This is a genomic window from Pseudomonas aeruginosa (genome assembly GCF_001457615.1).
Lineage (GTDB): Bacteria > Pseudomonadota > Gammaproteobacteria > Pseudomonadales > Pseudomonadaceae > Pseudomonas > Pseudomonas aeruginosa.
Window position 1 is genome coordinate 3,826,374 of record NZ_LN831024.1, and the last position, 22,587, is coordinate 3,848,960.

General features: G+C 65.3%; 19 protein-coding genes, 1 other RNA gene and 1 pseudogene. 10 read left to right on the forward strand and 11 right to left on the reverse strand.

Annotated elements, in window-relative coordinates:
- The first annotated feature begins 11 nt into the window (after positions 1-11).
- A complete protein-coding gene (gene hemN, locus AT700_RS17475; RefSeq protein WP_023090665.1) occupies positions 12-1,394 on the forward strand; it encodes an oxygen-independent coproporphyrinogen III oxidase in 1,383 nt (460 codons plus the stop codon).
- 48 nt (positions 1,395-1,442) lie between these two features.
- Here hemN and AT700_RS17480 read toward each other — a convergent pair whose 3' ends face one another.
- Complete coding sequence (locus AT700_RS17480) at positions 1,443-1,910, reverse strand: hypothetical protein (RefSeq protein ID WP_003103936.1); 468 nt, start codon at positions 1,908-1,910, stop codon at positions 1,443-1,445.
- 245 nt (positions 1,911-2,155) lie between these two features.
- Between AT700_RS17480 and anr the strand changes: the two genes are divergently transcribed.
- The 5 genes from anr (at position 2,156) to mdtI (ending at position 5,700) form a co-directional block, all read left to right on the forward strand.
- Positions 2,156-2,890: a transcriptional regulator Anr gene (gene anr / locus AT700_RS17485; protein WP_003087262.1), complete on the forward strand. Its 735-nt coding sequence runs from the start codon at positions 2,156-2,158 to the stop codon at positions 2,888-2,890.
- Positions 2,891-2,975: 85 nt separating this feature from the next.
- Positions 2,976-3,524, forward strand: a complete 549-nt coding sequence (locus tag AT700_RS17490; RefSeq protein ID WP_003087259.1) for an adenine phosphoribosyltransferase — start codon at positions 2,976-2,978, stop codon at positions 3,522-3,524.
- A gap of 239 nt (positions 3,525-3,763) precedes the next feature.
- Entirely contained in the window at positions 3,764-4,600 is an 837-nt protein-coding gene (locus AT700_RS17495; protein ID WP_003087258.1) for a metal-dependent hydrolase, read from the forward strand.
- Between the two features lie 408 nt (positions 4,601-5,008).
- Entirely contained in the window at positions 5,009-5,377 is a 369-nt protein-coding gene (locus AT700_RS17500) for a multidrug/spermidine efflux SMR transporter subunit MdtJ (protein ID WP_003103935.1), read from the forward strand.
- Positions 5,371-5,700: a multidrug/spermidine efflux SMR transporter subunit MdtI gene (gene mdtI, locus AT700_RS29650; protein WP_003103934.1), complete on the forward strand. Its 330-nt coding sequence runs from the start codon at positions 5,371-5,373 to the stop codon at positions 5,698-5,700. Before AT700_RS17500 ends, mdtI begins: the two co-directional genes overlap by 7 nt.
- A gap of 573 nt (positions 5,701-6,273) precedes the next feature.
- Here the strand turns inward: mdtI and AT700_RS30450 are convergent.
- Positions 6,274-6,423, reverse strand: a pseudogene (locus tag AT700_RS30450) (hypothetical protein); the annotation flags it as partial.
- A 92-nt stretch (positions 6,424-6,515) separates the two neighbouring features.
- Here AT700_RS30450 and AT700_RS17515 point away from each other — a divergent pair.
- From AT700_RS17515 to AT700_RS17525, 3 genes are all read left to right on the forward strand, one after another.
- A complete protein-coding gene (locus AT700_RS17515) occupies positions 6,516-8,099 on the forward strand; it encodes a flavin-containing monooxygenase (RefSeq protein WP_003121915.1) in 1,584 nt (527 codons plus the stop codon).
- The gene (locus tag AT700_RS17520) at positions 8,096-8,983 is read left to right on the forward strand and encodes an SDR family NAD(P)-dependent oxidoreductase (RefSeq protein WP_003103932.1); all 888 of its coding nucleotides are present in this window, start codon (positions 8,096-8,098) and stop codon (positions 8,981-8,983) included. Before AT700_RS17515 ends, AT700_RS17520 begins: the two co-directional genes overlap by 4 nt.
- 73 nt (positions 8,984-9,056) lie before the next feature.
- Positions 9,057-9,596 carry a CbrC family protein gene (locus AT700_RS17525; RefSeq protein WP_003103931.1) on the forward strand — a complete coding sequence of 180 codons (540 nt, stop codon included), beginning with the start codon at positions 9,057-9,059 and terminating at the stop codon, positions 9,594-9,596.
- Positions 9,597-9,608: 12 nt separating this feature from the next.
- On the opposite strand, the gene AT700_RS17530 is transcribed toward AT700_RS17525, so the two are convergent.
- From AT700_RS17530 to dnaX, 4 genes are all read right to left on the reverse strand, one after another.
- Positions 9,609-10,757, reverse strand: coding sequence for an acyl-CoA dehydrogenase family protein (locus AT700_RS17530; RefSeq protein WP_003103930.1), 1,149 nt, complete (start codon positions 10,755-10,757; stop codon positions 9,609-9,611).
- Between the two features lie 122 nt (positions 10,758-10,879).
- On the reverse strand, positions 10,880-11,476 hold the full coding sequence (gene recR, locus AT700_RS17535; RefSeq protein ID WP_003087237.1) for a recombination mediator RecR: 597 nt from the start codon (positions 11,474-11,476) through the stop codon (positions 10,880-10,882).
- A 78-nt stretch (positions 11,477-11,554) separates the two neighbouring features.
- Complete coding sequence (locus tag AT700_RS17540; RefSeq protein WP_003087236.1) at positions 11,555-11,881, reverse strand: YbaB/EbfC family nucleoid-associated protein; 327 nt, start codon at positions 11,879-11,881, stop codon at positions 11,555-11,557.
- Between the two features lie 45 nt (positions 11,882-11,926).
- Complete coding sequence (gene dnaX / locus AT700_RS17545; RefSeq protein ID WP_031684762.1) at positions 11,927-14,002, reverse strand: DNA polymerase III subunit gamma/tau; 2,076 nt, start codon at positions 14,000-14,002, stop codon at positions 11,927-11,929.
- A 36-nt stretch (positions 14,003-14,038) separates the two neighbouring features.
- Between dnaX and AT700_RS17550 the strand changes: the two genes are divergently transcribed.
- A complete protein-coding gene (locus AT700_RS17550) occupies positions 14,039-14,905 on the forward strand; it encodes a substrate-binding periplasmic protein (protein ID WP_003120462.1) in 867 nt (288 codons plus the stop codon).
- 46 nt (positions 14,906-14,951) lie between these two features.
- Here AT700_RS17550 and ffs read toward each other — a convergent pair.
- The 5 genes from ffs to smc form a co-directional block, all read right to left on the reverse strand.
- Positions 14,952-15,048: signal recognition particle sRNA small type (gene ffs / locus AT700_RS29655), an RNA gene on the reverse strand.
- 110 nt (positions 15,049-15,158) lie between these two features.
- Positions 15,159-15,536 carry a hypothetical protein gene (locus tag AT700_RS17555; protein ID WP_003083354.1) on the reverse strand — a complete coding sequence of 126 codons (378 nt, stop codon included), beginning with the start codon at positions 15,534-15,536 and terminating at the stop codon, positions 15,159-15,161.
- A gap of 45 nt (positions 15,537-15,581) precedes the next feature.
- Positions 15,582-17,966 (reverse strand): NAD-dependent DNA ligase LigA, encoded by a 2,385-nt coding sequence (gene ligA, locus AT700_RS17560; RefSeq protein WP_003114675.1) that lies wholly within the window; start codon positions 17,964-17,966, stop codon positions 15,582-15,584.
- A 90-nt stretch (positions 17,967-18,056) separates the two neighbouring features.
- A complete protein-coding gene (gene zipA / locus AT700_RS17565) occupies positions 18,057-18,926 on the reverse strand; it encodes a cell division protein ZipA (protein ID WP_003083352.1) in 870 nt (289 codons plus the stop codon).
- 164 nt (positions 18,927-19,090) lie between these two features.
- A complete protein-coding gene (smc, locus tag AT700_RS17570; protein ID WP_009876179.1) occupies positions 19,091-22,579 on the reverse strand; it encodes a chromosome segregation protein SMC in 3,489 nt (1,162 codons plus the stop codon).
- Positions 22,580-22,587 lie beyond the last annotated feature (8 nt).

A 22,587-nucleotide genomic window follows, 5' to 3' on the forward strand; every position in this document is an offset into this window, starting at 1 on the left:
GGATCTCTGGCATGCTCGACACCATTCGCTGGGACGCTGACCTGATTCGGCGCTACGACCTTTCCGGCCCGCGTTACACCTCCTATCCGACCGCCGTGCAGTTCCACGAAGGCATCGGCCCGTTCGACCAGTTGCACGCCCTGCGCGACAGCCGGAAGGCCGGACACCCCCTGTCGCTCTACGTGCACATCCCGTTCTGCGCCAACATCTGCTACTACTGCGCCTGCAACAAGGTGATCACCAAGGATCGCGGGCGCAGCGCGCCGTACCTTGCGCGCCTGGTCCGCGAGATCGAGATCGTCAGCCGCCACCTCTCCCGCGAGCAGGTGGTCGAGCAACTGCACTTCGGTGGCGGAACCCCGACCTTCCTCAGTCCCGGCCAGTTGCGCGAACTCATGTCGCAATTGCGCACCCACCTCAACCTGCTGGACGACGATTCGGGCGACTACGGCATCGAGATCGACCCGCGCGAGGCCGACTGGTCGACCATGGGCCTGCTCCGCGAACTCGGTTTCAACCGCGTCAGCCTCGGCGTACAGGACTTCGACATGGAGGTGCAGAAGGCGGTCAACCGCATGCAGACCCCGGAGGAGACCCGTACCATCGTCGAGGCCGCGCGCACCCTGCAGTACCGCTCGATCAACCTCGACCTGATCTACGGACTGCCGAAACAGACGCCGGACAGCTTCGCCCGCACGGTCGACGAAGTGATCGCGCTACAGCCGGATCGCCTCTCGGTGTTCAACTATGCCCACCTGCCCGAGCGTTTCATGCCGCAGCGGCGGATCAACGCCGACGACCTGCCGAGCCCGGGCCAGAAGCTGGAAATGCTCCAGCGCACCACCGAGCAGCTCGCCGCGGCGGGCTACCGCTATATCGGCATGGACCACTTCGCCCTGCCCGACGACGAGCTGGCCAGCGCCCAGGAAGACGGCACCCTGCAACGCAATTTCCAGGGCTACACCACGCACGGGCACTGTGACCTGGTAGGTCTCGGGGTCTCGGCGATCAGCCAGATCGGCGACCTCTACAGCCAGAACAGCAGCGACATCAACGACTACCAGACCAGCCTCGACAACGGCCAGTTGGCGATCCGTCGCGGCCTGCACTGCAACAGCGACGACCGGGTGCGGCGCGCGGTGATCCAGCAACTGATCTGCCACTTCGAACTGGCCTTCGAGGATATCGAGACAGAGTTCGGCATCGACTTCCGCAGTTACTTCGCCGAGCTGTTGCCCGATCTCGAACGCTTCGCCGCCGACGGCCTGATCCGCCTGGACGCCAAGGGCATCGACATCACGTCTTCCGGACGTCTGCTGGTGCGTTCGATCTGCATGCTGTTCGACCGCTACCTGCCCAGCCTCAACCGGCAGCGCTTCTCCCGGGTGATCTGAAAGCGCACCGCCCTGCCCGCACGACAGGGCGGTGAATCCCCGCCCCTTCTACCGGCTGCCCATGACCTTCATGATCAGCGCCGGGTCGCTGATACCCATCTCCTTGATGGCCGATGCCATCGCTGCCGTCGCCGTCTGCAGGGCGGAGTTGAGTTGTTGCAGCTCCTTCTGCAACTCAGGCACGCGAGCCTCCTTCGCCCCCGGATCGGACGACCTCATGGCCTCCTGCAGCTCCCTGAGCTTCTCTTCGATCTTCTTCTTCAACTGGCGGATCATCTTCACCATCGGCCGCAACTCCTGCGGGATATCCTCGTCCTCCTCCTCCACCGGCACCCCCATGGTGGCGGCCAGCTCGCGCCCTGCCTGGGAAAGCCGTACATGCTGATCGGCGGCGTCGGTGCCGGCGGCCGGGTCTTCCGCCTGCTCGGCGGTGCCGGTCCGCGCGGCCTTGGCGTCCGCGGCGGCGCGCGACGAGGGTGGCACCTGGGTGGTGATCCAGCCACTGAGGGTCAACATTCCAGTCACTCCGGGAAAAATGGAATTCTTCCATTGGATCGGCCCACGCGTCGCGAACTTGAGCCCCCTTTTCGTCGCCCCTTGACAGGGTGCGACAGGTAGTCGCAGTTGTTTGACGCAAGTCACTGATTGGAAACGCCATCGGCCTGTCAGAAATGGTCGTTGCCAGACCTATGGCTGGCACCCGCATCGCGGCTGCGTTACCCTTACTCCTGTTGTGCCTTTAACCTAGCAAGGACCCCTCAATGGCCGAAACCATCAAGGTGCGCGCACTGCCCCAAGCACACTGCAAGGATTGCAGTCTGGCCCCGCTGTGCCTCCCCCTGTCGCTGACCGTGGAAGACATGGATTCGCTGGACGAGATCGTCAAGCGCGGTCGTCCCCTGAAGAAAGGCGAATTCCTGTTCCGCCAGGGCGATCCTTTCGGCTCGGTCTTTGCCGTGCGCTCCGGCGCCCTGAAAACCTTCAGCATCACCGATGCCGGCGAAGAGCAGATCACCGGCTTCCACCTGCCCAGCGAGCTGGTCGGCCTGTCCGGGATGGATACCGAGACCTATCCGGTATCCGCCCAGGCCCTGGAAACCACCTCGGTCTGCGAGATTCCCTTCGAGCGCCTGGACGAACTGTCCGAGCAGCTGCCGCAACTGCGCCGCCAACTGATGCGCCTGATGAGCCGGGAAATCCGCGATGACCAGCAGATGATGCTGCTGCTGTCGAAGAAGACTGCCGACGAGCGCATCGCCACCTTCCTGGTCAACCTGTCGGCGCGCTTCCGTGCCCGTGGCTTCTCCGCCCAGCAGTTCCGCCTGGCCATGTCGCGCAACGAGATCGGCAACTATCTCGGCCTGGCCGTGGAAACCGTGTCGCGGGTCTTCACCCGCTTCCAGCAGAACGGCCTGATCAGCGCGGAAGGCAAGGAAGTGCACATCCTCGACTCCATCGAGCTGTGCGCCCTCGCCGGCGGCCAGCTGGAAGGCTGAAGCGCCTGCGAACCGCCAACGGGCCCGCCTCAGCGCGGGCCCGTTGTATGATGGGCCCCGAAAAACGCCCAGCCCAGGATCTTCCATGATTTTCGACGAGTTCACCCTCAAGTCGCAGATCCGCGCCGTGCCGGACTTTCCCAAGCCCGGCGTGGTGTTCCGCGACATCACCCCGCTGTTCCAGTCGCCACGCGCGCTGCGCATGACCGTGGACAGCTTCGTCCAGCGCTACATCGAGGCCGATTTCAGCCACATCGGCGCCATGGATGCCCGCGGCTTCCTCATCGGCTCGGCGGTGGCCTATGCGCTGAACAAGCCGCTGGTCCTGTTCCGCAAGCAGGGCAAGCTACCCGCCGACGTACTCGCCGAGGGCTACCAGACCGAATACGGCGAGGCCTTCCTCGAAGTACATGCCGACAGCCTCTGCGAAGGCGACAGCGTACTGATCTTCGACGACCTCATCGCCACCGGCGGGACCCTGCTGGCGGCCGCGAGCCTGGTACGACGCCTCGGGGCCAGGGTCTTCGAGGCCGCGGCGATCATCGACCTGCCGGAACTCGGCGGCTCCACTCGCCTGCAGGACGCCGGCATCTCCACCTTCAGTCTCACCGCGTTCGCTCTCGACGAGCGTTGATACGCCGGGGGGCGCCCTGGCGCCCCGCGCTCGCTCCTTGCGCCCCATCTTCCGTCTGGTCGAGCCGACCTGGCCATTAATGACTTCGAAATGGCCAGGAATGACCTCCCGCTGTTGGACAATCCTGCAATAATTACATCAGCTAATGACACATTCAGAGGTGTTATAGCGAACTCGCCATAGGGAACCCGAGGAAACCTGTGCGTTTCCCCTCCCCAGAACAACAAAAGGAGTTAGCCATGACTGCCACTGGCACCGCCTCCCCGGTTCGCGCCAATTTCCCCGTGCGGCGGATGGATTTCAGCTTCAGCGAAACCCCGAAGTACTGGTGGGACGGCCAACCCTTCATGACCCAGTTCATGAACAACCTGTCTTCGCTTTTCCCCTACGGCGAAAAATTCTTCGTCGATAGCGTGCGCGCGGTGCGCGACCGCTTGGAGGATCCGCAACTGAAGAAGGACGTCAGCGCCTTCATCGGCCAGGAGGCGATGCACTCGAAGGAGCATGCCGCCTACAACGAATATGCCGAGGAGCACGGGGTCGACCTGGAGTGCCTCGAACTGCGGATCAAGGTCCTGCTGGAAAACGTCAGCAAGGTCACCACCAGGAAACACCAGTTGGCGATCACCTGCGCCCTCGAGCATTTCACCGCGACCATGGCCGCGCAGCTGCTCAAGCGCGAAGACCTGACCATCCAGATGCAGTCGCCGAAGATGTACAAGCTGTGGATGTGGCATGCCATCGAGGAGAACGAACACAAGAATGTCGCCTACGATGTGTACCAGAAAGTCTACGGCGGCTACTTCACCCGGGTTCTGGTGATGATGCTGACCACCCTGATGTTCTTCGGCGTCATCGGCTGGTTCCAGCTCGACCTGCTACGCAAGGACGGCCAATTGTTCAACTGGCGCTCCTGGAAGCATGGCCTGGGCACCCTGTTCGGCCTGCGCAAGGGCTTCTTCACCCGCCTGCTGCTGCCCTACCTGGACTACTACCGGCCGGGCTTCCACCCCAGCGACCACGACACCGCGAAACTGGAGAAATACTGGAAGGACAAACTGGCCTTCGCCGATTGAAGCCCGCCTCCGCCAGTGCCGCTCCGCCCCCGACGCCAGGCCCCGCCTGGCGTTTCTTATTCGAGAGAAGAACAGGATATTGCACACGGAAAAGCCTCCGTTTCGACTAGCGTTCCTGAATCCGCCATTTTACGGAGGAAATAATTAGTCAATTCCTATCGATTGGCTTTTTACGATGCCCTGAGGTAATATAATGTTCATTATGTTGAACACCAAGGCATTACCTCTCCCCACTTCCCGTCTGGTCTCCCGCGAGCGTCACTGGACCGGCGACCTCTAGCTCCCTCCCTCGACACCTGCTGTCGGTGGCGACCGCCCCTGCGCTTCGCGGTCTTTCCCGCCCCTCGCCACCGCTCTTCGTCATCTTTGGCCGCGGCCTCCATTCCGCGGTGCCCATGGGAGGGCAACATGCGTTCCTGGATCTATCTGTTACTGGCTATCGGCGCCGAAGTGATCGGCACCACCTCGATGAAACTGGCCGCCACCCACGCCCCTGTCGCAGGCATGCTGCTGATGTACGGGATGATCGGCCTGTCCTATTTCTTCCTCGCCCTGGCGGTCAAGCGTGTCCCCGTCGGAGTCGCCTACGCCCTTTGGGAAGGCATTGGCATCGTCCTGATCACGGCGGTCAGCGTCGCCTGGCTGGGCGAAAGCATCGGCCTGTACAAGGCCGTCGGCCTCGGCGTGATGATCGCCGGCATCCTGCTGATCAAGTCCGGCACCCGCAACGCCAGCGGCACGCCGGCGCAGTCCCGTGGGGAGGCCGTCACATGCTGACCCTGAACTGGATTCCCTTCGCCTGGCTCGGCCTGGCAATCGCCCTCGAGGTCGTCGCCAACCTGCTGTTGAAATACTCCGACGGTTTCCGCAGGCGCGGCCTCGGGATCGCCTCGATCCTCTGCGTGATGGCCGCCTTCACCGCGCTGGCGCAGGCGGTGAAGGACATCGAGCTGTCACTCGCCTATGCGATCTGGGGCGGCTTCGGCATCCTCGCCACCGTCGCCATGGGCTGGGCGCTGTTCGGCCAGCGCCTGGCCTGGCGCGGCTGGCTCGGCCTGTTGCTGCTGCTGGCCGGCATGAGCCTGCTCAAGCTGGCCTGACGCCTCGGCGTCCAACGAAACGCCCATCATCTGCAGGACCGCGGCGCCGGTGAACAACAGCAGTATCTGTTCCTCACCCAGGGCGCAGATTTCCCGACGCCGCTCCGGCTGGCCGATATAGTCCAGCGACAACTGAAACAGCTGGCGGCCGATCAGGCTGGAGAGGCGACGGATGGTCGCCTCGCTCACCGCCGGCAACAACCTGAATTCGATGATGTCCTCCGACATGTCCTCGGCGAACTCATCCATGATCTGACGCAGGGCACCACGCAGCACCGGCGAAGCCCCATGCAGTTCGCGCACGCCGACGATGAACGCGGCGGGATTGCTCTCCACGAAGTCGAAGAACAGCCGCACCGTCTCCCGGCAGACCCGCCGCCCCCTTTCCAGGTCCAGCCCGAACGGCGTCGTCTGCGCTCGGGCGCCGGGCGCCGCACGAGTCGCGGCCTCGCGGCGAAGCTGGCGCAGCGGCTGGCGCAGCTGGGTAGAGATGTCGCGGATCATGGTCAGGCCAAGATCGTCGATATCGCGGAAATGCCGATAGAAGGTGTTCGGATTCAGGCCCGCCTCGCGCGCCAGCTCGCGCAAGCCGATGGCCCCCAGGCTGCGGCTGCTGCTGCCCAGGCGCAAGGCCGCCTCCAGCAAGGCGCGTTTGCCGGGAGCGTCGGCAACCCTGTCCTTCGTTTCGTTCATATCGCTCATGTTCCACCTGGTTGTTTCCATGCGCCACAAGTTCGGCCGTTGCGCCGCGCCGACCCTACCTAAGGTTGGCTTGACCCTGAAGTATACAGATGTCTACATTCGCAGGTAGACGAGTGTATACGCCAGCAAACAATCATAACAGGAGCTTGGCCATGAGTACCCAACCCACCCCTGCCGCCGCCCGGCACTGCAAGGTCGCCATCATCGGCACCGGTTTCTCCGGGCTGGGGATGGCGATCCGTCTCCGCCAGGAAGGCGAGGACGACTTCCTGATCTTCGAAAAGGACGCCGGCGTCGGCGGCACCTGGAGAGTCAACAACTACCCTGGTTGCGCCTGCGACGTGCAATCCCACGTCTATTCCTTCTCCTTCGAAGCGAACCCGGAGTGGACGCGGATGTTCGCCCGCCAGCCGGAAATCCGCGCCTATCTGGAGAAGTGCTGGGAAAAATACCGCTTGCAGGAAAAGACCCTGCTGAACACCGAGATCGGCAAACTGGCCTGGGACGAGCGGCAAAGCCTCTGGCACCTGCATGACGCCCAGGGCAACCATTACACCGCGAACGCCGTGGTTTCCGGCATGGGCGGCCTGTCCACCCCGGCCTATCCACGCCTCGATGGCCTGGAGAACTTCCAGGGCAAGGTCTTCCATTCCCAGCAGTGGGACCATGACTACGACCTCAAGGGCAAGCGCGTGGCGGTGATCGGCACCGGCGCCTCGGCGATCCAGTTCGTCCCGGAGATCCAGCCGCTGGTGGCCGCGCTCGATCTCTACCAGCGCACTCCGCCATGGATCCTGCCCAAACCCGACCGGGCAATCAGCGAAACCGAGCGCCGGCGCTTCCGGCGCTTCCCGCTGGTGCAGAAGCTCTGGCGCGGCGGCCTCTACAGCCTGCTCGAAGGGCGGGTGCTGGGCTTCACCTTCGCCCCGCAGGTAATGAAGCTGGTGCAGCGCCTGGCGATCCGCCACATCCACAAGCAGATCAAGGATCCGGAACTGCGCCGCAAGGTCACGCCGGACTACACCATCGGCTGCAAGCGCATCCTCATGTCGCACAACTACTACCCTGCCCTGGCTGCCGCCAACTCCACGGTGATCACCGAAGGCATCCGCGCCGTCACCGCCAATGGAATCGTCGACGGCAACGGCCGGGAACGCGAGGTCGACGCGATCATCTTCGGTACCGGCTTCACCGCCAACGACCCTATCCCCCGCGGAGTGGTCTTCGGTCGCGACGGCCGCGACCTGCTGGACAGCTGGACCAAGGGCCCGGAAGCCTACAAGGGCACTACCACCGCCGGCTTCCCCAACCTGTTCTTCCTGATGGGACCGAACACCGGCCTCGGCCACAACTCGATGGTCTACATGATCGAGTCGCAGATCGCCTACGTCCTCGATGCGCTGAAGCTGATGAAGCGCCGCGAACTGCTCAGTCTCGAGGTCAAGGCCCCGGTGCAGGAACGCTACAACGAATACCTCCAGCGCAAGCTGGACCGCAGCGTCTGGAGCGTGGGCGGTTGCAAGAGCTGGTACCTGCATCCGGTCAGCGGCCGCAACTGCACCCTGTGGCCGGGATTCACCTGGCGCTTCCGTGCCCTGACCCGGCAGTTCGACGCCTCCGCCTACCACCTCACCACGACACCGCTCGCCGCCCTGAGCAACGAAGCCCGCCAACAGGCCGAAGGGGTACCCGCATGAAGTCGTTCGAAAACAAAGTCGCCGCCATCACCGGCGCAGGCTCGGGCATCGGTCGCGCCCTGGCCGTGGAGCTGGGCAGGCAGGGTTGTCACCTGGCCCTGGCCGACGTCAATGCCGCAGCTCTCGAGGAAACCCGCCAATTGCTCGCCAGCAGCGGGGTACGCGTCTCCACCGCGGTCGTCGACGTGGCCGACCGCGAGCAGGTGCAGGCCTGGGCCGACAAGGCGGCCAGCGAACATGGCCGGGTGAACCTGATCTTCAACAACGCGGGCGTCGCCCACGCAGGTACCGTGGAAGGCAGCGACTACTCGGAATACGAGTGGATCATGAACATCAACTTCTGGGGCGTGGTGAACGGTACCAAGGCGTTCCTTCCGCACCTGAAGGCCTCCGGCAACGGCCACGTGGTCAATGTCTCCAGCGTCTTCGGGCTGTTCGCCCAGCCCGGCATGAGCGCCTACAACGCCACCAAGTACGCGGTGCGCGGCTTCACCGAGTCGTTGCGCCAGGAACTGGACATGGAGGACTCCGGCGTCTCCGCCAGTTGCGTGCATCCCGGCGGGATCAAGACCAACATCGCCAAGACCGCGCGAATGAACGAGAGCATGGCCAAGGTCACCGGCCAGGCTCCGGACAAGGCTCGCGAGCAATTCAACGACCAGTTGCTGCGGACCACCCCGGAGAAGGCCGCCCAGGTCATCCTGCGCGGCGTGCAGCGCGACAGCCGGCGCATCCTGATCGGCACCGACGCCCACGCGATCGACGTGATGCTGCGCCTGGCACCAGTGCTCTACCAGCGCCTGGTCACCGCCAGCATGCGCCTGGCAGCGCGCTTCGCGCCGCGCCCGAAGAGCCCCCAGGGCGCCCGCGAAGCCAGCGAGTGAACAGGCCCGCCGGGTAGCCGCTAGGCTGCCCGGCACGTCATACTCGACGGCCAGTCTCCAGGGCACGGCCGTCATGAACCCTCCCCTTCCTCACTTCCGCTACCATCCCGAACCGCTCGCCAGCGGCAGCATCGAGGCTTCCGCCACCACCTGCCAGTGCTGTGGCAAGGCTCGTGGCTACGTCTACACCGGTTCGCCCTATTCCCGCCACGAGTTGCCGCCCGGCAGCCTTTGCCCCTGGTGCATAGCCGACGGCAGCGCGGCCGCGCGCTACGAAGCGAGCTTTTCCGACGACTATCCGCTGCTCGACGCCGGCGTCGCCGCGGATATCGTCACCGAAGTCTGCGAGCGCACGCCCGGCTACACCTCCTGGCAGCAGGAGCGCTGGCTGGTTTGCTGCGAGGATGCCTGCGCCTTTCGCGGCGACGCGGGGCGTGAGGAAATCGGGCAACTGGGAGCCGAGGGCCTGGCGCAGCGTTTCGCCGACTTCGCCTGGCCGGCTATCACCTGGCAACGCCTCGTCGACGCCTATACGCCCGGCGGCAATCCGGCCATCTACCGCTTCGACTGCCTGCACTGTGGCCAGGCGCATTACGACCTGGACTTCACCTGATAGAACGCGGCCCTACAACCCCATCTGCTTGCCGATGATCTCGTTCATGATTTCCCGCGAACCGCCGCCGATGGAGAGAATCCGGTTGTCGCGATACAGCCGCTCCACCAGGCTTTCGCGCATGTAGCCCATGCCGCCGAGCACCTGCACGGCATCATAGGTCAGGCGATCGGCGACATCGGTGGCGAAGTTCTTGGCCATCGATATCTCCTTGATCACGCTCTTGCCGGCGGCCATCTTCGCTGCCTGGCGATAGGTGAACTCCCGGGAAACCTCCAGTTGCGTGGCCATTTCCGCGAGACGATGGCGCAGCACCTGGAACTTGCCGATCGGTTTGCCGAACGCTTCTCGCTCGCGCGCCCAGCGCAGCGACTCCTCCAGAGCCAGTTGCGCGGTCATGTTGGCCATCACCGCCAGGGCCAGGCGCTCGCTCTGGAAATTGGCCATGATGCAGGCGAAGCCGGCATTCTCCACGCCGATGAGGTTTTCCGCAGGCACCCGGCAGTCGTCGAAGAACAGTTCGGCGGTATCCGACGCCCACCAGCCCATCTTCTTCAGCTTGCGGCCGACACTGAACCCGGCAGTGCCCTTCTCCACCAGCAGCAGGCTGATGCCGGCGAAACCCTCGCCGCCGGTACGCACCGCCACCGTGTAGTAGTCCGCGCGCACGCCGCTGGTGATGAAGGTCTTGCTGCCGCTGACGCGATAGTGATCGCCATCGCGCACCGCACGGGTCTTCAGGTTGGCCACGTCGGAGCCGCCAGAGGGCTCGGTGACCGCCAGGGCCATGATCTTCTCGCCGCGCAGCACCGCCGGCACTACCCGCTCGCGCACCTCGGGACGGGCCCACTTGACCACCGGAGGCAAGCCGATATCCAGCGATCCCAACCCGGCGACCAAGCCGCCGGAACCGCAGCGCATGAGCTCTTCGCTGGCCGCCACCTTGGCGAACAGATCGCCTTCGCAACTGCCGCCGTAGGCTTCCGGGTAGCCGATGCCGAGGATCCCGGCCGCGCCGGCCTTGAGATAGAGTTCGCGGGGAAATTCCTCGGCCTCCTCCCATTCATCGATGTACGGCAACACCTCGCGCTCGACGAAACGGCGAACCGAATCCCGGATCAGTTGATGGGACTCGTCGAAGTACTGCTGGAAGTCAGTCATGGCCGGGCTCCTGATGGGAGCCTCAGAACTTACCTAGCGCTTGCTTGGTTTTCAATACGGGAAACTGGCCATCGGCGAGGGCGTATAGGCCGCCCGTCCTACGGATACGGGAGGCACAGAGCTCAGGAGATCGGCCGCCGTCCGGCCAGGGCGTGGGCCAAGGTGCCGCCATCGACCAGCTCCAGCTCGCCGCCCAGCGGCACGCCATGGGCGATACGCGACAAGGTCAGGCCGCGGCCGGCCAGTAGCTGGGCGATATAGTGGGCGGTGGCCTCGCCTTCGACGGTGGGGTTGGTGGCGAGGATCACCTCGCTGAAGGCTCCGTCCCTGATCCGCGCTTCCAGTTCGGGAATGCCGATCGCCTCCGGCCCCAGGCCGTCGAGCGGCGACAGGTGTCCCTTGAGCACGAAATAGCGGCCGCGGTAGCCGGTCTGCTCCACCGCGAATACGTCCAGCGGGCCTTCCACCACGCAGAGCAGCGAGTCGTCGCGTCGCGGGTCGGCGCACTGCGGGCACAGCTCCTCCTCGCTGAGGGTACGGCACTGCCGGCAATGACCGACCCCTTCCATCGCGGCGGTCAACGCCTGGGCCAGCTTCAGGCCGCCGCTGCGATCGCGCTCCAGCAGCATCAGCGCCATGCGCTGGGCCGACTTCTGCCCGACACCGGGAAGAATGCGCAGGGACTCGATCAGTTGGCGGATCAGCGGGCTGAAACTCATGCAGGACTCGTCGGATAGAGGGAGGGGAATGGCTGCCGGGCGCCGTCCGAAGAAGGCGGACCCGGCACGAACGCGGGATCAGAAGGGCATCTTGAAGCCGGGCGGCAGTTGCATGCCCGAGGTGAAGCCGGACATCTTTTCCTGGTTGTTCTGCTCGATCTTGCGCACCGCATCGTTGACCGCGGCCGCGATCAGGTCTTCGAGGATTTCCTTGTCTTCCTGCATCAGGCTGTCGTCCAGGCTGACGCGCTTGACGTCGTGGCGCCCGGTCATCACCACGCTGACCAGACCGGCGCCGGATTGCCCGGTCACTTCGGCGTTGGCCAGTTCTTCCTGCATCTTCTGCATCTTTTCCTGCATCTGCTGCGCCTGCTTCATCAGGCCGGCCATGCCACCTTTCATCATGTTCTTCACCTCGAATGTCGTCTTGTTGCGTGCGCCAAGCGCCGGTCAGGCCTTGGCTTCCAAAGGTTCGATGGTACCGTCACGGACCACCGCGGCGAACTGCTCGCGCAACTGCCGGACCAACGGGTCGGCATCGATCGATGCCTCGGCCGCCCGCTGGCGCTCGGCACGCCGGCGTGCCGCTGCCTGGGCCGGGGTCTCCTGCTCAGGCTTCTGCAGGGTCACCTCCAGTTTGAGGGTGCGCCCCAGGTGCTGGTTCAGCGCATCGTTCAGCCGCCGCTGCTGGGTGGCGTTGAACAGCGCGCTCTGGCCCGGATCGAGATGCAGATGCCAGTGGTCGCCGTCGGCAGCTACCAGCGTACAGTTGGCACCGATGCTGGCGGTCAGGCCGCCGAGGCCGAGCCGCGGGAACAGCTCCAGCCACTCCGCGGCCAGGCCGGTGGCCGGCTTCGCCGCCGGCAGCGGCTCCTCCACCACGACCACGTCAGGCTCGGGCGCGGCATCCAGGTAGGCCAGGGTATCCATGTCGACTTCGTAGTAGTCGTCTGCGGGCGGTGGCTCGTCGTCCTGCTCGTCCTGCTCGTCAGGTGCTACCGGCAACGCAGCCGGCAGGGCTTCCAGAACGGTTTCCACCACCGCCTCGACCGCCACTGCCGGAGGGATCGAGGGAGCCTCCACGGCTAGCGGCTCGGGCTCGGGCTCGGGCTCGGGCTCGGGCTCGGGCTCGGGCTCGGGCTCGGGCTCGGCAGCGAGGCTCGGCGCCGGCTCTTCCCAGGGCAAGTCGACGACCTCTGCCGCGGCGGCGGGCTCTTCGACAACCGCTTCCGTGACGCGCGCCTCGACCGCCACCGGCGGCGCGGATGGCGCTGCCGGCGGGGCAGCCGGGGCTTCGACGGGCGCAGCCACGACAGGCGCGGGAGCAACGGTAGCGACCGGCGCAGGCGAGGCCGCGCCGGCCACGGGGGAGTTGGCGGGATCAGTCGTGGCCTTGCTGATCCCCAGGTCCTTTAGCGGCGTCCTCGGCGCGCCGTCGGCGTCCGCCGGGCGGAACGCGAGCATCCGCAGCAACACCATCTCGAAGCCGCTACGCGGATCGGGCGCCAGCGGCAGGTCGCGGCGGCCGATCAGGCCCATCTGGTAATAGAACTGTACGTCTTCCGCCGGCAACGCCTGGGCCAGAGCCAGCACCCGCTCGCGGTCGCCCTGGCCATTGTCGATCGCTTCCGGCAGGGCCTGGGCGATCGCGACGCGGTGCAGCACGTTGAGTATTTCGGCAAGCACGCCGCCCCAGTCCGGCCCCTGCTCGGCCAGGTGGCGCACCGCTTCGAGCAGGGCGCGCGCATCGCCCTCCAGCAAGGCCTGGAGCACGCCATAGACCTGGCCGTGATCGAGGGTACCGAGCATCGCCCGCACGTCTGCGGCCAGCACCTTGCCCTCGCCGAAGGCGATGGCCTGGTCGGTCAGGCTCATGGCGTCACGCATCGAGCCGTCGGCGGCGCGCCCGAGCAACCACAGGGCGTCATCCTCGAAGGGCACGTTCTCGGCTCCGAGCACGTGGGTCAGGTGCTCGACCACCCGCTCCGGCGGCATGTTCTTCAGGGAGAACTGCAGACAGCGCGAGAGGATGGTCACCGGCAACTTCTGCGGGTCGGTGGTGGCCAGCAGGAACTTGACGTGCGGCGGCGGCTCCTCGAGGGTCTTGAGCAGCGCATTGAAACTGTGCGACGAGAGCATGTGCACTTCGTCGATCAGGTAGACCTTGTAGCGTCCGCGGGTCGGCGAGTACTGCACGTTGTCGAGCAGCTCGCGGGTATCCTCGACCTTGGTCCGGCTCGCGGCGTCCACTTCGATCAGGTCGACGAAGCGGCCTTCGTCGATTTCGCGACAGACCGAGCATTCGCCGCACGGCGTGGAGCTGACCCCGGTCTCGCAGTTCAGGCACTTGGCCAGGATCCGCGCGATGGTGGTCTTGCCGACCCCGCGGGTACCGGTGAACAGGTAGGCATGGTGCAGCCGCTGGTTGTCCAGGGCGTTGATCAGAGCCTTGAGCACATGGGTCTGGCCGACCATTTCACGGAAGGAACGGGGACGCCATTTACGCGCAAGAACTTGATAACTCATCGAAAACCGTCGCAGAAGGGAAGCACAAGTCGGCCAATGCTAGCGCAATTTACCCCTTCTGCGCTCGCCGACTTGGCAAACTGCGTGCTAAGAATTCCCCTGGCCCTTCAGCAGCCCTCGTCGGTGGCAATGACTCTACCTTCCCTGACATCGTTCATGCCTCATTTCGGCGCACCTGCGCTGCTCCTGCTGCAGTTGCTCGCGGCCCTGCCAGCGACGGCCGCGGAGACCGACGCGACGCCATTGCGCTTCTCGGTGATGGAAAGCTGGAGCATGCCGTTGGTCCGCCTGCAACGGGGCCAGCCGATCGACGGCATCGTCTACGACATCACCCGCTCCCTTGCCCGGCAGGTCGGCCGCAAGGCGCTCTACCACCCCTACCCGCGCGGGCGCATCGAGCAGGCGATGAACGCTGGCGAAATCGATGTCCGCTGCTACATCAGCCCCGCCTGGCTCAGCCACGACTTCCCCGGCTATCGCTGGAGCGTCGCGCTGCTGGTGCAACGCGACATCCTGGTCGCCCGCGAAGGCTTCGCGCCGATTCCCGAGGCGCTGCCGGCCCAGCGTATCGGTACCGTCCTTGGCTACAGCTATCCCCGCTTGCAAGCGCTGTTCGACATCGGCCGACTGCGCCGCGACGATGCGCGCACCCAGGATCTGGTGCTGGAAAAGCTGCGCGCCGGCCGCTACCGCTACGCGGTCAGCCATCAACTGTCGCTGCACTGGAGCAACCGCCAGGCGCCGGGGCAGCCGCCACTCCAGGAAGCCGCGCAGCTCGAAGAGACGGCGGTGAGCTGCATGGTGCGGGACTCCGCAGAGGTTCCGGTGGAAGCGATACTGAAGACGTTCGAGGAAATGAAGCGCAGCGGAGAGATCGAGGAGATACTGCAGCGCTACCGATAAGAGCGGCGGCGGCGTGCGGAAAATGGCGGGCCTGAAATGGAGGCGGCCCCGCCAGCCACACCCCGGCACACGATGTTCCCGCTGTGGCTGCTTCCTTCCGGACCTGACCAGGTTGACGGGTAATCGTTGCGGGGGGACCGACAGGGCCACCATTGCAGCCTACCCTCGGGTAGGCCGCGCCATTCTACCGGCTTGCGCGTAAGTTACAACCACTTCAAGCACTTACGTTTGCAATCCATTTCGCGAAAGCGGTTCATTGCTGCTGGATCAGACCCTCCGGCGGCGGCTGGGTCGATACGCTCAGCTCGGTATCGACATACAGGTCCAGGGTGCCCCAGCCCGGCTTGGTGCTGAACGACGCATACTTCTCCTCACCGCGATGGAAGGAGAAGGCGATCCGGTAATCGCTGCCGCCGAACAGCTTCACCGGAAACTCGCGGACCTGGCCGGGCCGGATCTCCCCGGAGAAGGTTTCCACGCCCTGCTCCTTGTAGCTGTAGGCGATCGGCGCCGAAGCCTGGCCACTGTAATGCAGCAGGATGCGCGGCCGCTCGCTCCAACCCACGTAGGCGCCGAACAGCACCACCAATGCGAGCACGCCCAGCAACCGCTGCTTTCTTGCCTTGTCCATCGTTAACTCCAGTCTTCGGAAATCTTTCGCAGCAGCGCCGCCGCTTCAGCGGGCGACGCCGTGCTCGTCAAACAGTTTCAGCAGGCCGTCTTCGTCGAGCACCTTCACGCCCAGCTCGTTGGCCTTGGCCAGCTTCGAGCCGGCGCCGGGCCCGGCGACCACGCAGTGGGTCTTGGCCGACACCGAGCCGGCCACCTTGGCGCCGAGCCCTTCCAGCTTGTCCTTGGCCACGTCCCGGCTCATCGCCTCCAGGGTGCCGGTCAGCACCCAGGTCTGCCCGGCCAGAGGCAGGCCTTCGACCGCCTTGCGCTCGCTCTGCCAATGCATGCCGAACTCACGCAACTGCGCCTCGATGGCCAGGGCACGCTGCACGTTGGCCGGCTCGTCGAAGAAATCGCGCAGGCTTTTCGCCGCTCGCTCGGGCAGACGCTCCACCTGGCGTAGATCGAGCCAGTCGGCGCGGATGATGCCGTCGAGCGAACCGAAGCGGCTGGCCAGCTTTTCCGCGCCGGTGGCGGCGATGAAGGGAATGTTCAGCTTGTCGATGAAACCGGCCAGCGAGGCACAAGCGGCGAACTCCGCGGCGACCTCGCCCTCTTCCTGCAACTGCACGCCATGTTCGGCATCGCGCAACTGGGCGATCACCTGGCGGTTGTGCTCGTCGGCGAAGAAGTTGTGGATCTCGTAGGCCACCTCGGCGCCGACGTCCGGCAGGTAGGTCAACACTTCCGGCAGCGCCTTGCCGATCCGCTCGAGCGAACCCAGCGAACGCGCCAGCAGCTTGGCGGTTTCCTCGCCGACGTCGGGAATCCCCAGAGCGAAGATGAAGCGCGCCAGCGAAGGCTTGCGGCTATCGGCGATGGCCGTCAGCAGGTTGTTGGTGGACAGCTCGGCGAACCCTTCCAGCTCGAACACCTGTTCATAGGTCAGGGTATAGAGATCCGCCGGCGAGGCGACCAGCCCGCGATCCACCAGTTGCTCGACGATCTTGTCGCCAAGACCGTCGATGTCCATTGCCCGGCGCGATACGAAATGGATGATCGCCTGCTTCAACTGCGCCTGACAGGAGAGGCGGCCGACGCAGCGATAGATGGCGCCCTCGCTGATCGACTCCTTGCCCTTGCTGCGCTTGACCAACTGGGTCCGCTCCACGGCCGAGCCGCAGACCGGGCAATGCTCGGGCACCTCGATAGCCTGCGCATCCGCCGGGCGGCGCTCGAGCACCACCTGCATGACCTGCGGAATCACATCGCCAGCACGGCGGATCACCACCGTATCGCCGATGCGCAGGCCCAGGCGGGCGACTTCATCCATGTTGTGCAGGGTCGCATTGGACACCGTGACGCCGGCCACCTGCACCGGCTTGAGGCGTGCCACCGGGGTCACGGCGCCGGTGCGGCCGACCTGGAACTCGACACCCAGCAGCTCGGTCAGCTCCTCGCGCGCGGGGAACTTGTGGGCGATCGCCCAACGCGGCTCGCGCGCGCGGAAGCCCAGTTCGCGCTGGAAGGCGATGCGGTTGACCTTGAACACCACGCCGTCGATCTCGTAGGCCAGCGCATCGCGTCGGCGACCGATGTCGTCGTAGTAGTCGCGGCAGGCCTGGGCGCCCTTGACCAGGCGCAGCTCGCGACTGATGGGGATACCCCAGCCGCGGAACGCCTCGAGGATGCCCACCTGGGTGTCCGGCAGCGTCCCGCTGACCTGGCCGAAGCCGTAGGCACAGAATTCCAGCGGGCGACTGGCGGTGATCTTTGAATCCAGCTGGCGCAGGCTGCCGGCCGCCGCGTTGCGCGGGTTGGCGAAGGTCTTGCCGCCGGTTTCCACGGCCTTGGCGTTGAGCGCCTCGAAACCGGCCTTGGACATGAACACCTCGCCGCGCACTTCGAGGATCTCCGGCCAGCCTTCGCCGTGCAGCTTCAGCGGTACGTTGCGAATGGTGCGTACGTTGCTGGTGATGTCCTCGCCGGTGCTGCCATCGCCGCGGGTGGCGCCGCGCACCAGTTGGCCGCGTTCGTAGAGCAGGCTGACGGCCAGGCCGTCCAGCTTCGGCTCGCAACTGTACTCGACCTCCGCGCCACCGCCGAGCAGGTCGCCGCCAGGCAACAGGTCGGCCAGTCCTTCGCGTACGCGGCGGTCGAAGTCCAGCAGGTCCTGCTCCTCGAAGGCGTTGCCAAGGCTGAGCATGGGGATCTCATGGCGCACTTCGCCGAACGCCGAGGCCGGCGTGCCGCTGACCCGCTGGGTCGGCGAGTCGGGCGTCAGCAGTTGCGGGTACTCGGCCTCCAGCGCCTGCAACTCGCGGAACAGGCGATCGTATTCGGCGTCGGGAATGCTCGGTTCGTCGAGCACGTAGTAACGGTAATTGTGGGTGTCCAGTTCGGTTCGCAGTTGCGCGATGCGTTCGGCGGCAGCCTGGGTGTCGGTCATGGTGGGAGTCCGTGAAACGAAAAGAGCAGCCTCGGCTGCTCTATAGAGTAGTTCGCCCCCTCCCGTACGAAGAAAGGGGCTGTGGCCGGATCAGCGCTTCTGCATCAGGCTGCGACGCTCATGGTCGATGATGCGCTGGCGGTAGTGCTCGATGGTCTGGGCGGTCAACACGCTGCGCTGCTCGTCCTTCAGCTCGCCGTTCAGCTCGTGGGCCAGCTTGCGAGCGGCGGCAACCATCACGTCGAAGGCCTGCTTCGGATGGCGCGGCCCCGGCAGGCCGAGGAAGAAGCTCACGGCGCGGGTGCTGAAGTTGTCGATGTCGTCCAGGTCGAAAGTGCCCGGTTTCACCGCATTGGCCATGGAGAACAGGATCTCGCCATTGCCGGCCATGCTTTCGTGGCGATGGAAGATGTCCATGTCGCCGAAGCGCAGGCCGCTCTCGAGGATGTTCTGCAACAATGCCGGCCCCTTGAAGCCGCTCTCGTCGCGGGCGATGACGTTGATGATCAGCACCTCGTCGACCGGGGCAGGTTCGGCAGCAACCGCAGGGGCTTTCTCCCGCTCTTTCTCCTTGCGGCCCTTCGACTTGCCCTTGCGCGGCTCCACCGTCTCGGCGGCATCGCTCGGGTCCGCCTCCAGGGCCAGCCCCTCGTCGAGGTCCAGATCGCCCTGGCGCGGCTCTTCCTGGCGCTTGCCGCCCTTGCGTTCCTTGGCTTCGCGGGCGCTGACGCTGGGCAGGTCCTGTTCGTCGAAGGATGGCTCGCGATGCTCGACCACGCGCGCCGGCCCCAGCAGTTCAGCCGAGTCGCCGTCGTCGTCCGGCAGATTGGCGAAACTGCGGTCGAGCTTGAACTTCAACTTGCCCTTGCCGCCCCGCATCCGCCGCCAACCGTCGAAGAGAATGCCGGCGATCACGATAAGCCCGATAACGATAAGCCATTCGCGCAGACCGATATCCATGTAATTCCGTAGCCCCTAGTGAAAATGGTGAATAAAAAATGAAAAAAGGACGTCCTGTCCCTTGAAACGTGGAGCCAACCTTGTTCTGACAGAACTTTCCCACGCGATACAAAAAGTGGCCATTAAACTAACATGCCCATGCACAAGTTTACACTGCCTGACACTCAGGCTTCAGCCAATGCGACCGCCTCTTCCACGTCAACTGCAACAAGCCGTGAACAGCCCGGCTCATGCATGGTCACGCCCATCAACTGATCGGCCATTTCCATGGCGATCTTGTTGTGGGTGATATAGATGAACTGCACCTTTTCCGACATCTCCTTCACCAATCGCGCATAACGTCCGACGTTGGCATCGTCCAATGGCGCATCGACTTCGTCGAGCATGCAGAACGGCGCCGGGTTCAACTGGAAGATGGCGAATACCAGCGCCAGCGCGGTCAGCGCCTTTTCCCCGCCGGACAACAAGTGGATGGTGCTGTTCTTCTTGCCCGGCGGGCGCGCCATGATCGCCACACCGGTATCGAGTAGATCTTCGCCGGTAAGTTCCAGATATGCCGTACCGCCGCCGAATACCTTCGGGAACAATGCCTGAAGGCCAGCATTGATCTGGTCGAAGGTTTCCTTGAAACGATTGCGGGTTTCCCGGTCGATCTTGCGGATGACGTTTTCCAGCGTCTCCAGCGCTTCGGCCAGGTCGTCGTTCTGCGAGTCCAGGTAGCGCTTGCGCTCGGACTGCTGCTGGTACTCCTCGATCGCCGCCAGGTTGATCGGCCCCAGACGCTGGATGCGCGCCGCGAGACTCTCGAGACGCTCCTCCCAATCGCGTTCGCTGGCATCCAGGGGCAGGTTGGCCAGTACCGTATGCAGGTCGTAGCCGTCTTCGGCGAGCTGCTCCTGCAAGGCTTTGCGCCGCACCACCAGCCCCTGCCACTCCAGGCGCTGCTGCTCCAGCTGGCCACGCAGCAGTTGCGATTGCTGCTCGGCCTGGCCGCGGCGCTTCTCCACCTCGCGCAGTTCGCGATCGGCGTCTTCCAGGGCCAGCCGCGCCTGCTTGAGTTCGTCCTCGACGGCCATCCGCCGCTCCAGCAACTCCTCGAGCTTCATGCGCAGCTCTTCCAGCGGTGCCGCCCCCTCCTCCAGATTGAGGTTGAGCTGTTCGCAACGCTCGTTGAGGCGCGCCGACTGCTGGTCGAGGCGCTCCAGGGCCTGCTGGGTGGAATTGTGCTGCGCCTTCAGCGAGCCGACCCGCACCGCCAACTGGTGCGCATGGTCCTTGTGGGTGCGGGCATCCTGGCGAATCCGGTCGAGCCGTTCGCGCAGGGCGTCACGCTCCGCCAGCAGGGTTTCCCGGCGCTCGGTGTCCAGCGCCATGCTATCCAGCGCTTCCTGCAGGGTCAGGCGCGCCTCGCTCAGTTGCTCCTGTTCCAGCGCGCGCTGCTCGGCCAGTTCCGCCACTTCTTCGTCGAGACGGCGGCGACGCAGTACCAGTTGCTCGACCTTGGCCTGCTGCGCGGACAACTGCGCCTTCAGCTCGCCGTGCCGGCGCCCCTCCTCCTGGACCTGGCGCCGCACCTGCTCGCGCGCGCCTTCCAGCTCGCGCTGCTCGTCGCGGGCCGCAGCCAGACGCTCCTCGCCTTCGGCGACACGGGTTTCCAGGGCCTCCCGCCGCTCCTGCAACGCCTCCAGTTCCTGGGCGCGGGCGAGCATGCCGCCCTGGGCCTCGTCGCTGCGCCGGACCCGCAGGAAGTGCCGGCCGACCCAGTAGCCATCGCGACTGATCAGGCTCTCGCCGTCGTCCAGGGCGCCGCGCTGGGCGAGCGCCTGTTCCAGGGTCTCCACCGGTTTCACCCGGGCCAACCAGGGACTCAGGTCGGCGTCGGCGCGGACCTTGTCCAGCAGCGAACCGGCCGCCGTCGCGGCTCCGCGAGCGGGGCTGAGCAGGCGCAGCTCGCCCTTGCCGAAGCCGGCCAGGGCGAGCCCGTCGAAGCCGTCCAGCAAGACCGCCTGCAGATCCGCGCCGAGCACGGTCTCCACCGCCAGCTCCCAACCCGGCTCGACACGCAAGCCTTCGGCGAGGCGCGGACGTTGTTCCAAGCCCTGCTCGCGCAACCACTCCAAGGCGCCCTGTCCGGGATCGAGAGCGGCCTGCTGCAGGGCCTCCAGCGAAGCGATGCGCCCGTTCAGGCGCTGCAACTCGCCCTGCGCCTGGTGCTGTTCGGCGGCCAGTTGCTGCAATTCCTGGCGCAATTGTTCGAGTCGCTCGGCTTGGCCCTGCTCCTGCAATTGCAGTTCTTCCAGGGCCAGTTCGGCGATCGCCACCTGCTCGTTGAGTTCGAGGATCGCCGCGTCCTCGGGGTCGGCCGCCAACTGGCCACGCTCCTCCTGCAGGCGCCGCTCGCGATCCTGCAGGCGCTCCAGGCTCTGCTCCAGGTGCTGGATGCGCGACTGCTGCACCTCGGCCTGGCGGCGGGGTTCGGCGCTCTGCTGGTTGAAGGCATCCCACTGCTGCTGCCAGGCCTGCATGCCCTGCTCGGCCTGTTCCAGGGCGATGCCCGCTTCTTCCGCGGCGGCCGCGCTGAGTTCCTGTTCCGGTGCGAGCATGGCCATTTCCTCGGCCAGGGTCGCGAGCAAGGTACGGTCGTGCCCGAGGTGCGATTCGGTTTCCTGGCGGGTCCGTTCGGCTTCGCGCAAGTCGTCCTGCAACTGGCGCTGGCGCTGCTGGCCATGCTGGATGCTCTGCTCGACCCGGGCGATGTCGCCGCCGACCGAATAGAAGCGTGCCTGCACCTGGTTGAAGCGTTCGGACAACTCGTGATGGCCGTCGCGCAGCCGTTCGATGCCGGCATCGGCACCGCGCTGCTCGGCTACCAGGGCCTCGAAGGCGACCTCCTGGTCGCCGATGACCCGCTCGCGCTGACCGACCTGCTCGTTCAGGTCGCGCCAGCGCACGGCACCCAGCTGGGCCTTGAGCTGGCGCTCCTCGGCCTTGTGCTCCTGGTATTTTTCCGCCGACTGGGCCTGCCGGTGCAGGCGTTCCAGTTGCCGCCCCAGCTCTTCGCGCAGGTCGGTGAGGCGTGCCAGGTTTTCCTGGGTCCGACGGATGCGGCTTTCGGTTTCGCGGCGGCGCTCCTTGTACTTGGAAATGCCCGCGGCTTCCTCGATGAAGTTGCGCAGGTCTTCCGGACGCGCCTCGATCAGCTTGGAGATCATGCCCTGTTCGATGATCGAGTAGCTGCGCGGCCCCAGGCCGGTGCCGAGGAAGATGTCGGTGATGTCGCGCCGCCGGCACTTGGTGCCGTTGAGGAAATAGGTGTTCTGCCCATCCCGCGAGACCCGCCGGCGAATGGATATCTCGGCGTACTGGGCGTATTCGCCCACCAGTGTGGTCTCGGCGTTGTCGAAGATCAGCTCGATGCTCGCCTGGCTCACCGGCTTGCGGGTATTCGAGCCGTTGAAGATGACATCGGTCATCGACTCGCCACGCAGGTTCTTCGCCGAGCTTTCGCCCATCACCCAGCGCACCGCGTCGATGATGTTCGACTTGCCGCAGCCGTTCGGCCCTACCACTGCCGCCATGTTGCTGGGGAAGTTCACCGTGGTCGGATCGACGAAGGACTTGAACCCCGCCAGCTTGATGCTCTTCAGGCGCATGCGTGCGC

Coding starts and splice junctions, on each gene's coding strand:
- hemN (WP_023090665.1), top strand. CDS start 12: ATGCTCGACACCATTCGCTGGGACGCTGACCTGATTCGGCGCTACGAC.
- AT700_RS17480 (WP_003103936.1), bottom strand. CDS start 1,910: ATGTTGACCCTCAGTGGCTGGATCACCACCCAGGTGCCACCCTCGTCG.
- anr (WP_003087262.1), top strand. CDS start 2,156: ATGGCCGAAACCATCAAGGTGCGCGCACTGCCCCAAGCACACTGCAAG.
- AT700_RS17490 (WP_003087259.1), top strand. CDS start 2,976: ATGATTTTCGACGAGTTCACCCTCAAGTCGCAGATCCGCGCCGTGCCG.
- AT700_RS17495 (WP_003087258.1), top strand. CDS start 3,764: ATGACTGCCACTGGCACCGCCTCCCCGGTTCGCGCCAATTTCCCCGTG.
- AT700_RS17500 (WP_003103935.1), top strand. CDS start 5,009: ATGCGTTCCTGGATCTATCTGTTACTGGCTATCGGCGCCGAAGTGATC.
- mdtI (WP_003103934.1), top strand. CDS start 5,371: ATGCTGACCCTGAACTGGATTCCCTTCGCCTGGCTCGGCCTGGCAATC.
- AT700_RS17520 (WP_003103932.1), top strand. CDS start 8,096: ATGAAGTCGTTCGAAAACAAAGTCGCCGCCATCACCGGCGCAGGCTCG.
- AT700_RS17525 (WP_003103931.1), top strand. CDS start 9,057: ATGAACCCTCCCCTTCCTCACTTCCGCTACCATCCCGAACCGCTCGCC.
- AT700_RS17530 (WP_003103930.1), bottom strand. CDS start 10,757: ATGACTGACTTCCAGCAGTACTTCGACGAGTCCCATCAACTGATCCGG.
- recR (WP_003087237.1), bottom strand. CDS start 11,476: ATGAGTTTCAGCCCGCTGATCCGCCAACTGATCGAGTCCCTGCGCATT.
- AT700_RS17540 (WP_003087236.1), bottom strand. CDS start 11,881: ATGATGAAAGGTGGCATGGCCGGCCTGATGAAGCAGGCGCAGCAGATG.
- dnaX (WP_031684762.1), bottom strand. CDS start 14,002: ATGAGTTATCAAGTTCTTGCGCGTAAATGGCGTCCCCGTTCCTTCCGT.
- AT700_RS17550 (WP_003120462.1), top strand. CDS start 14,039: ATGCTAGCGCAATTTACCCCTTCTGCGCTCGCCGACTTGGCAAACTGC.
- AT700_RS17555 (WP_003083354.1), bottom strand. CDS start 15,536: ATGGACAAGGCAAGAAAGCAGCGGTTGCTGGGCGTGCTCGCATTGGTG.
- ligA (WP_003114675.1), bottom strand. CDS start 17,966: ATGACCGACACCCAGGCTGCCGCCGAACGCATCGCGCAACTGCGAACC.
- zipA (WP_003083352.1), bottom strand. CDS start 18,926: ATGGATATCGGTCTGCGCGAATGGCTTATCGTTATCGGGCTTATCGTG.
- smc (WP_009876179.1), bottom strand. CDS start 22,579: ATGCGCCTGAAGAGCATCAAGCTGGCGGGGTTCAAGTCCTTCGTCGAT.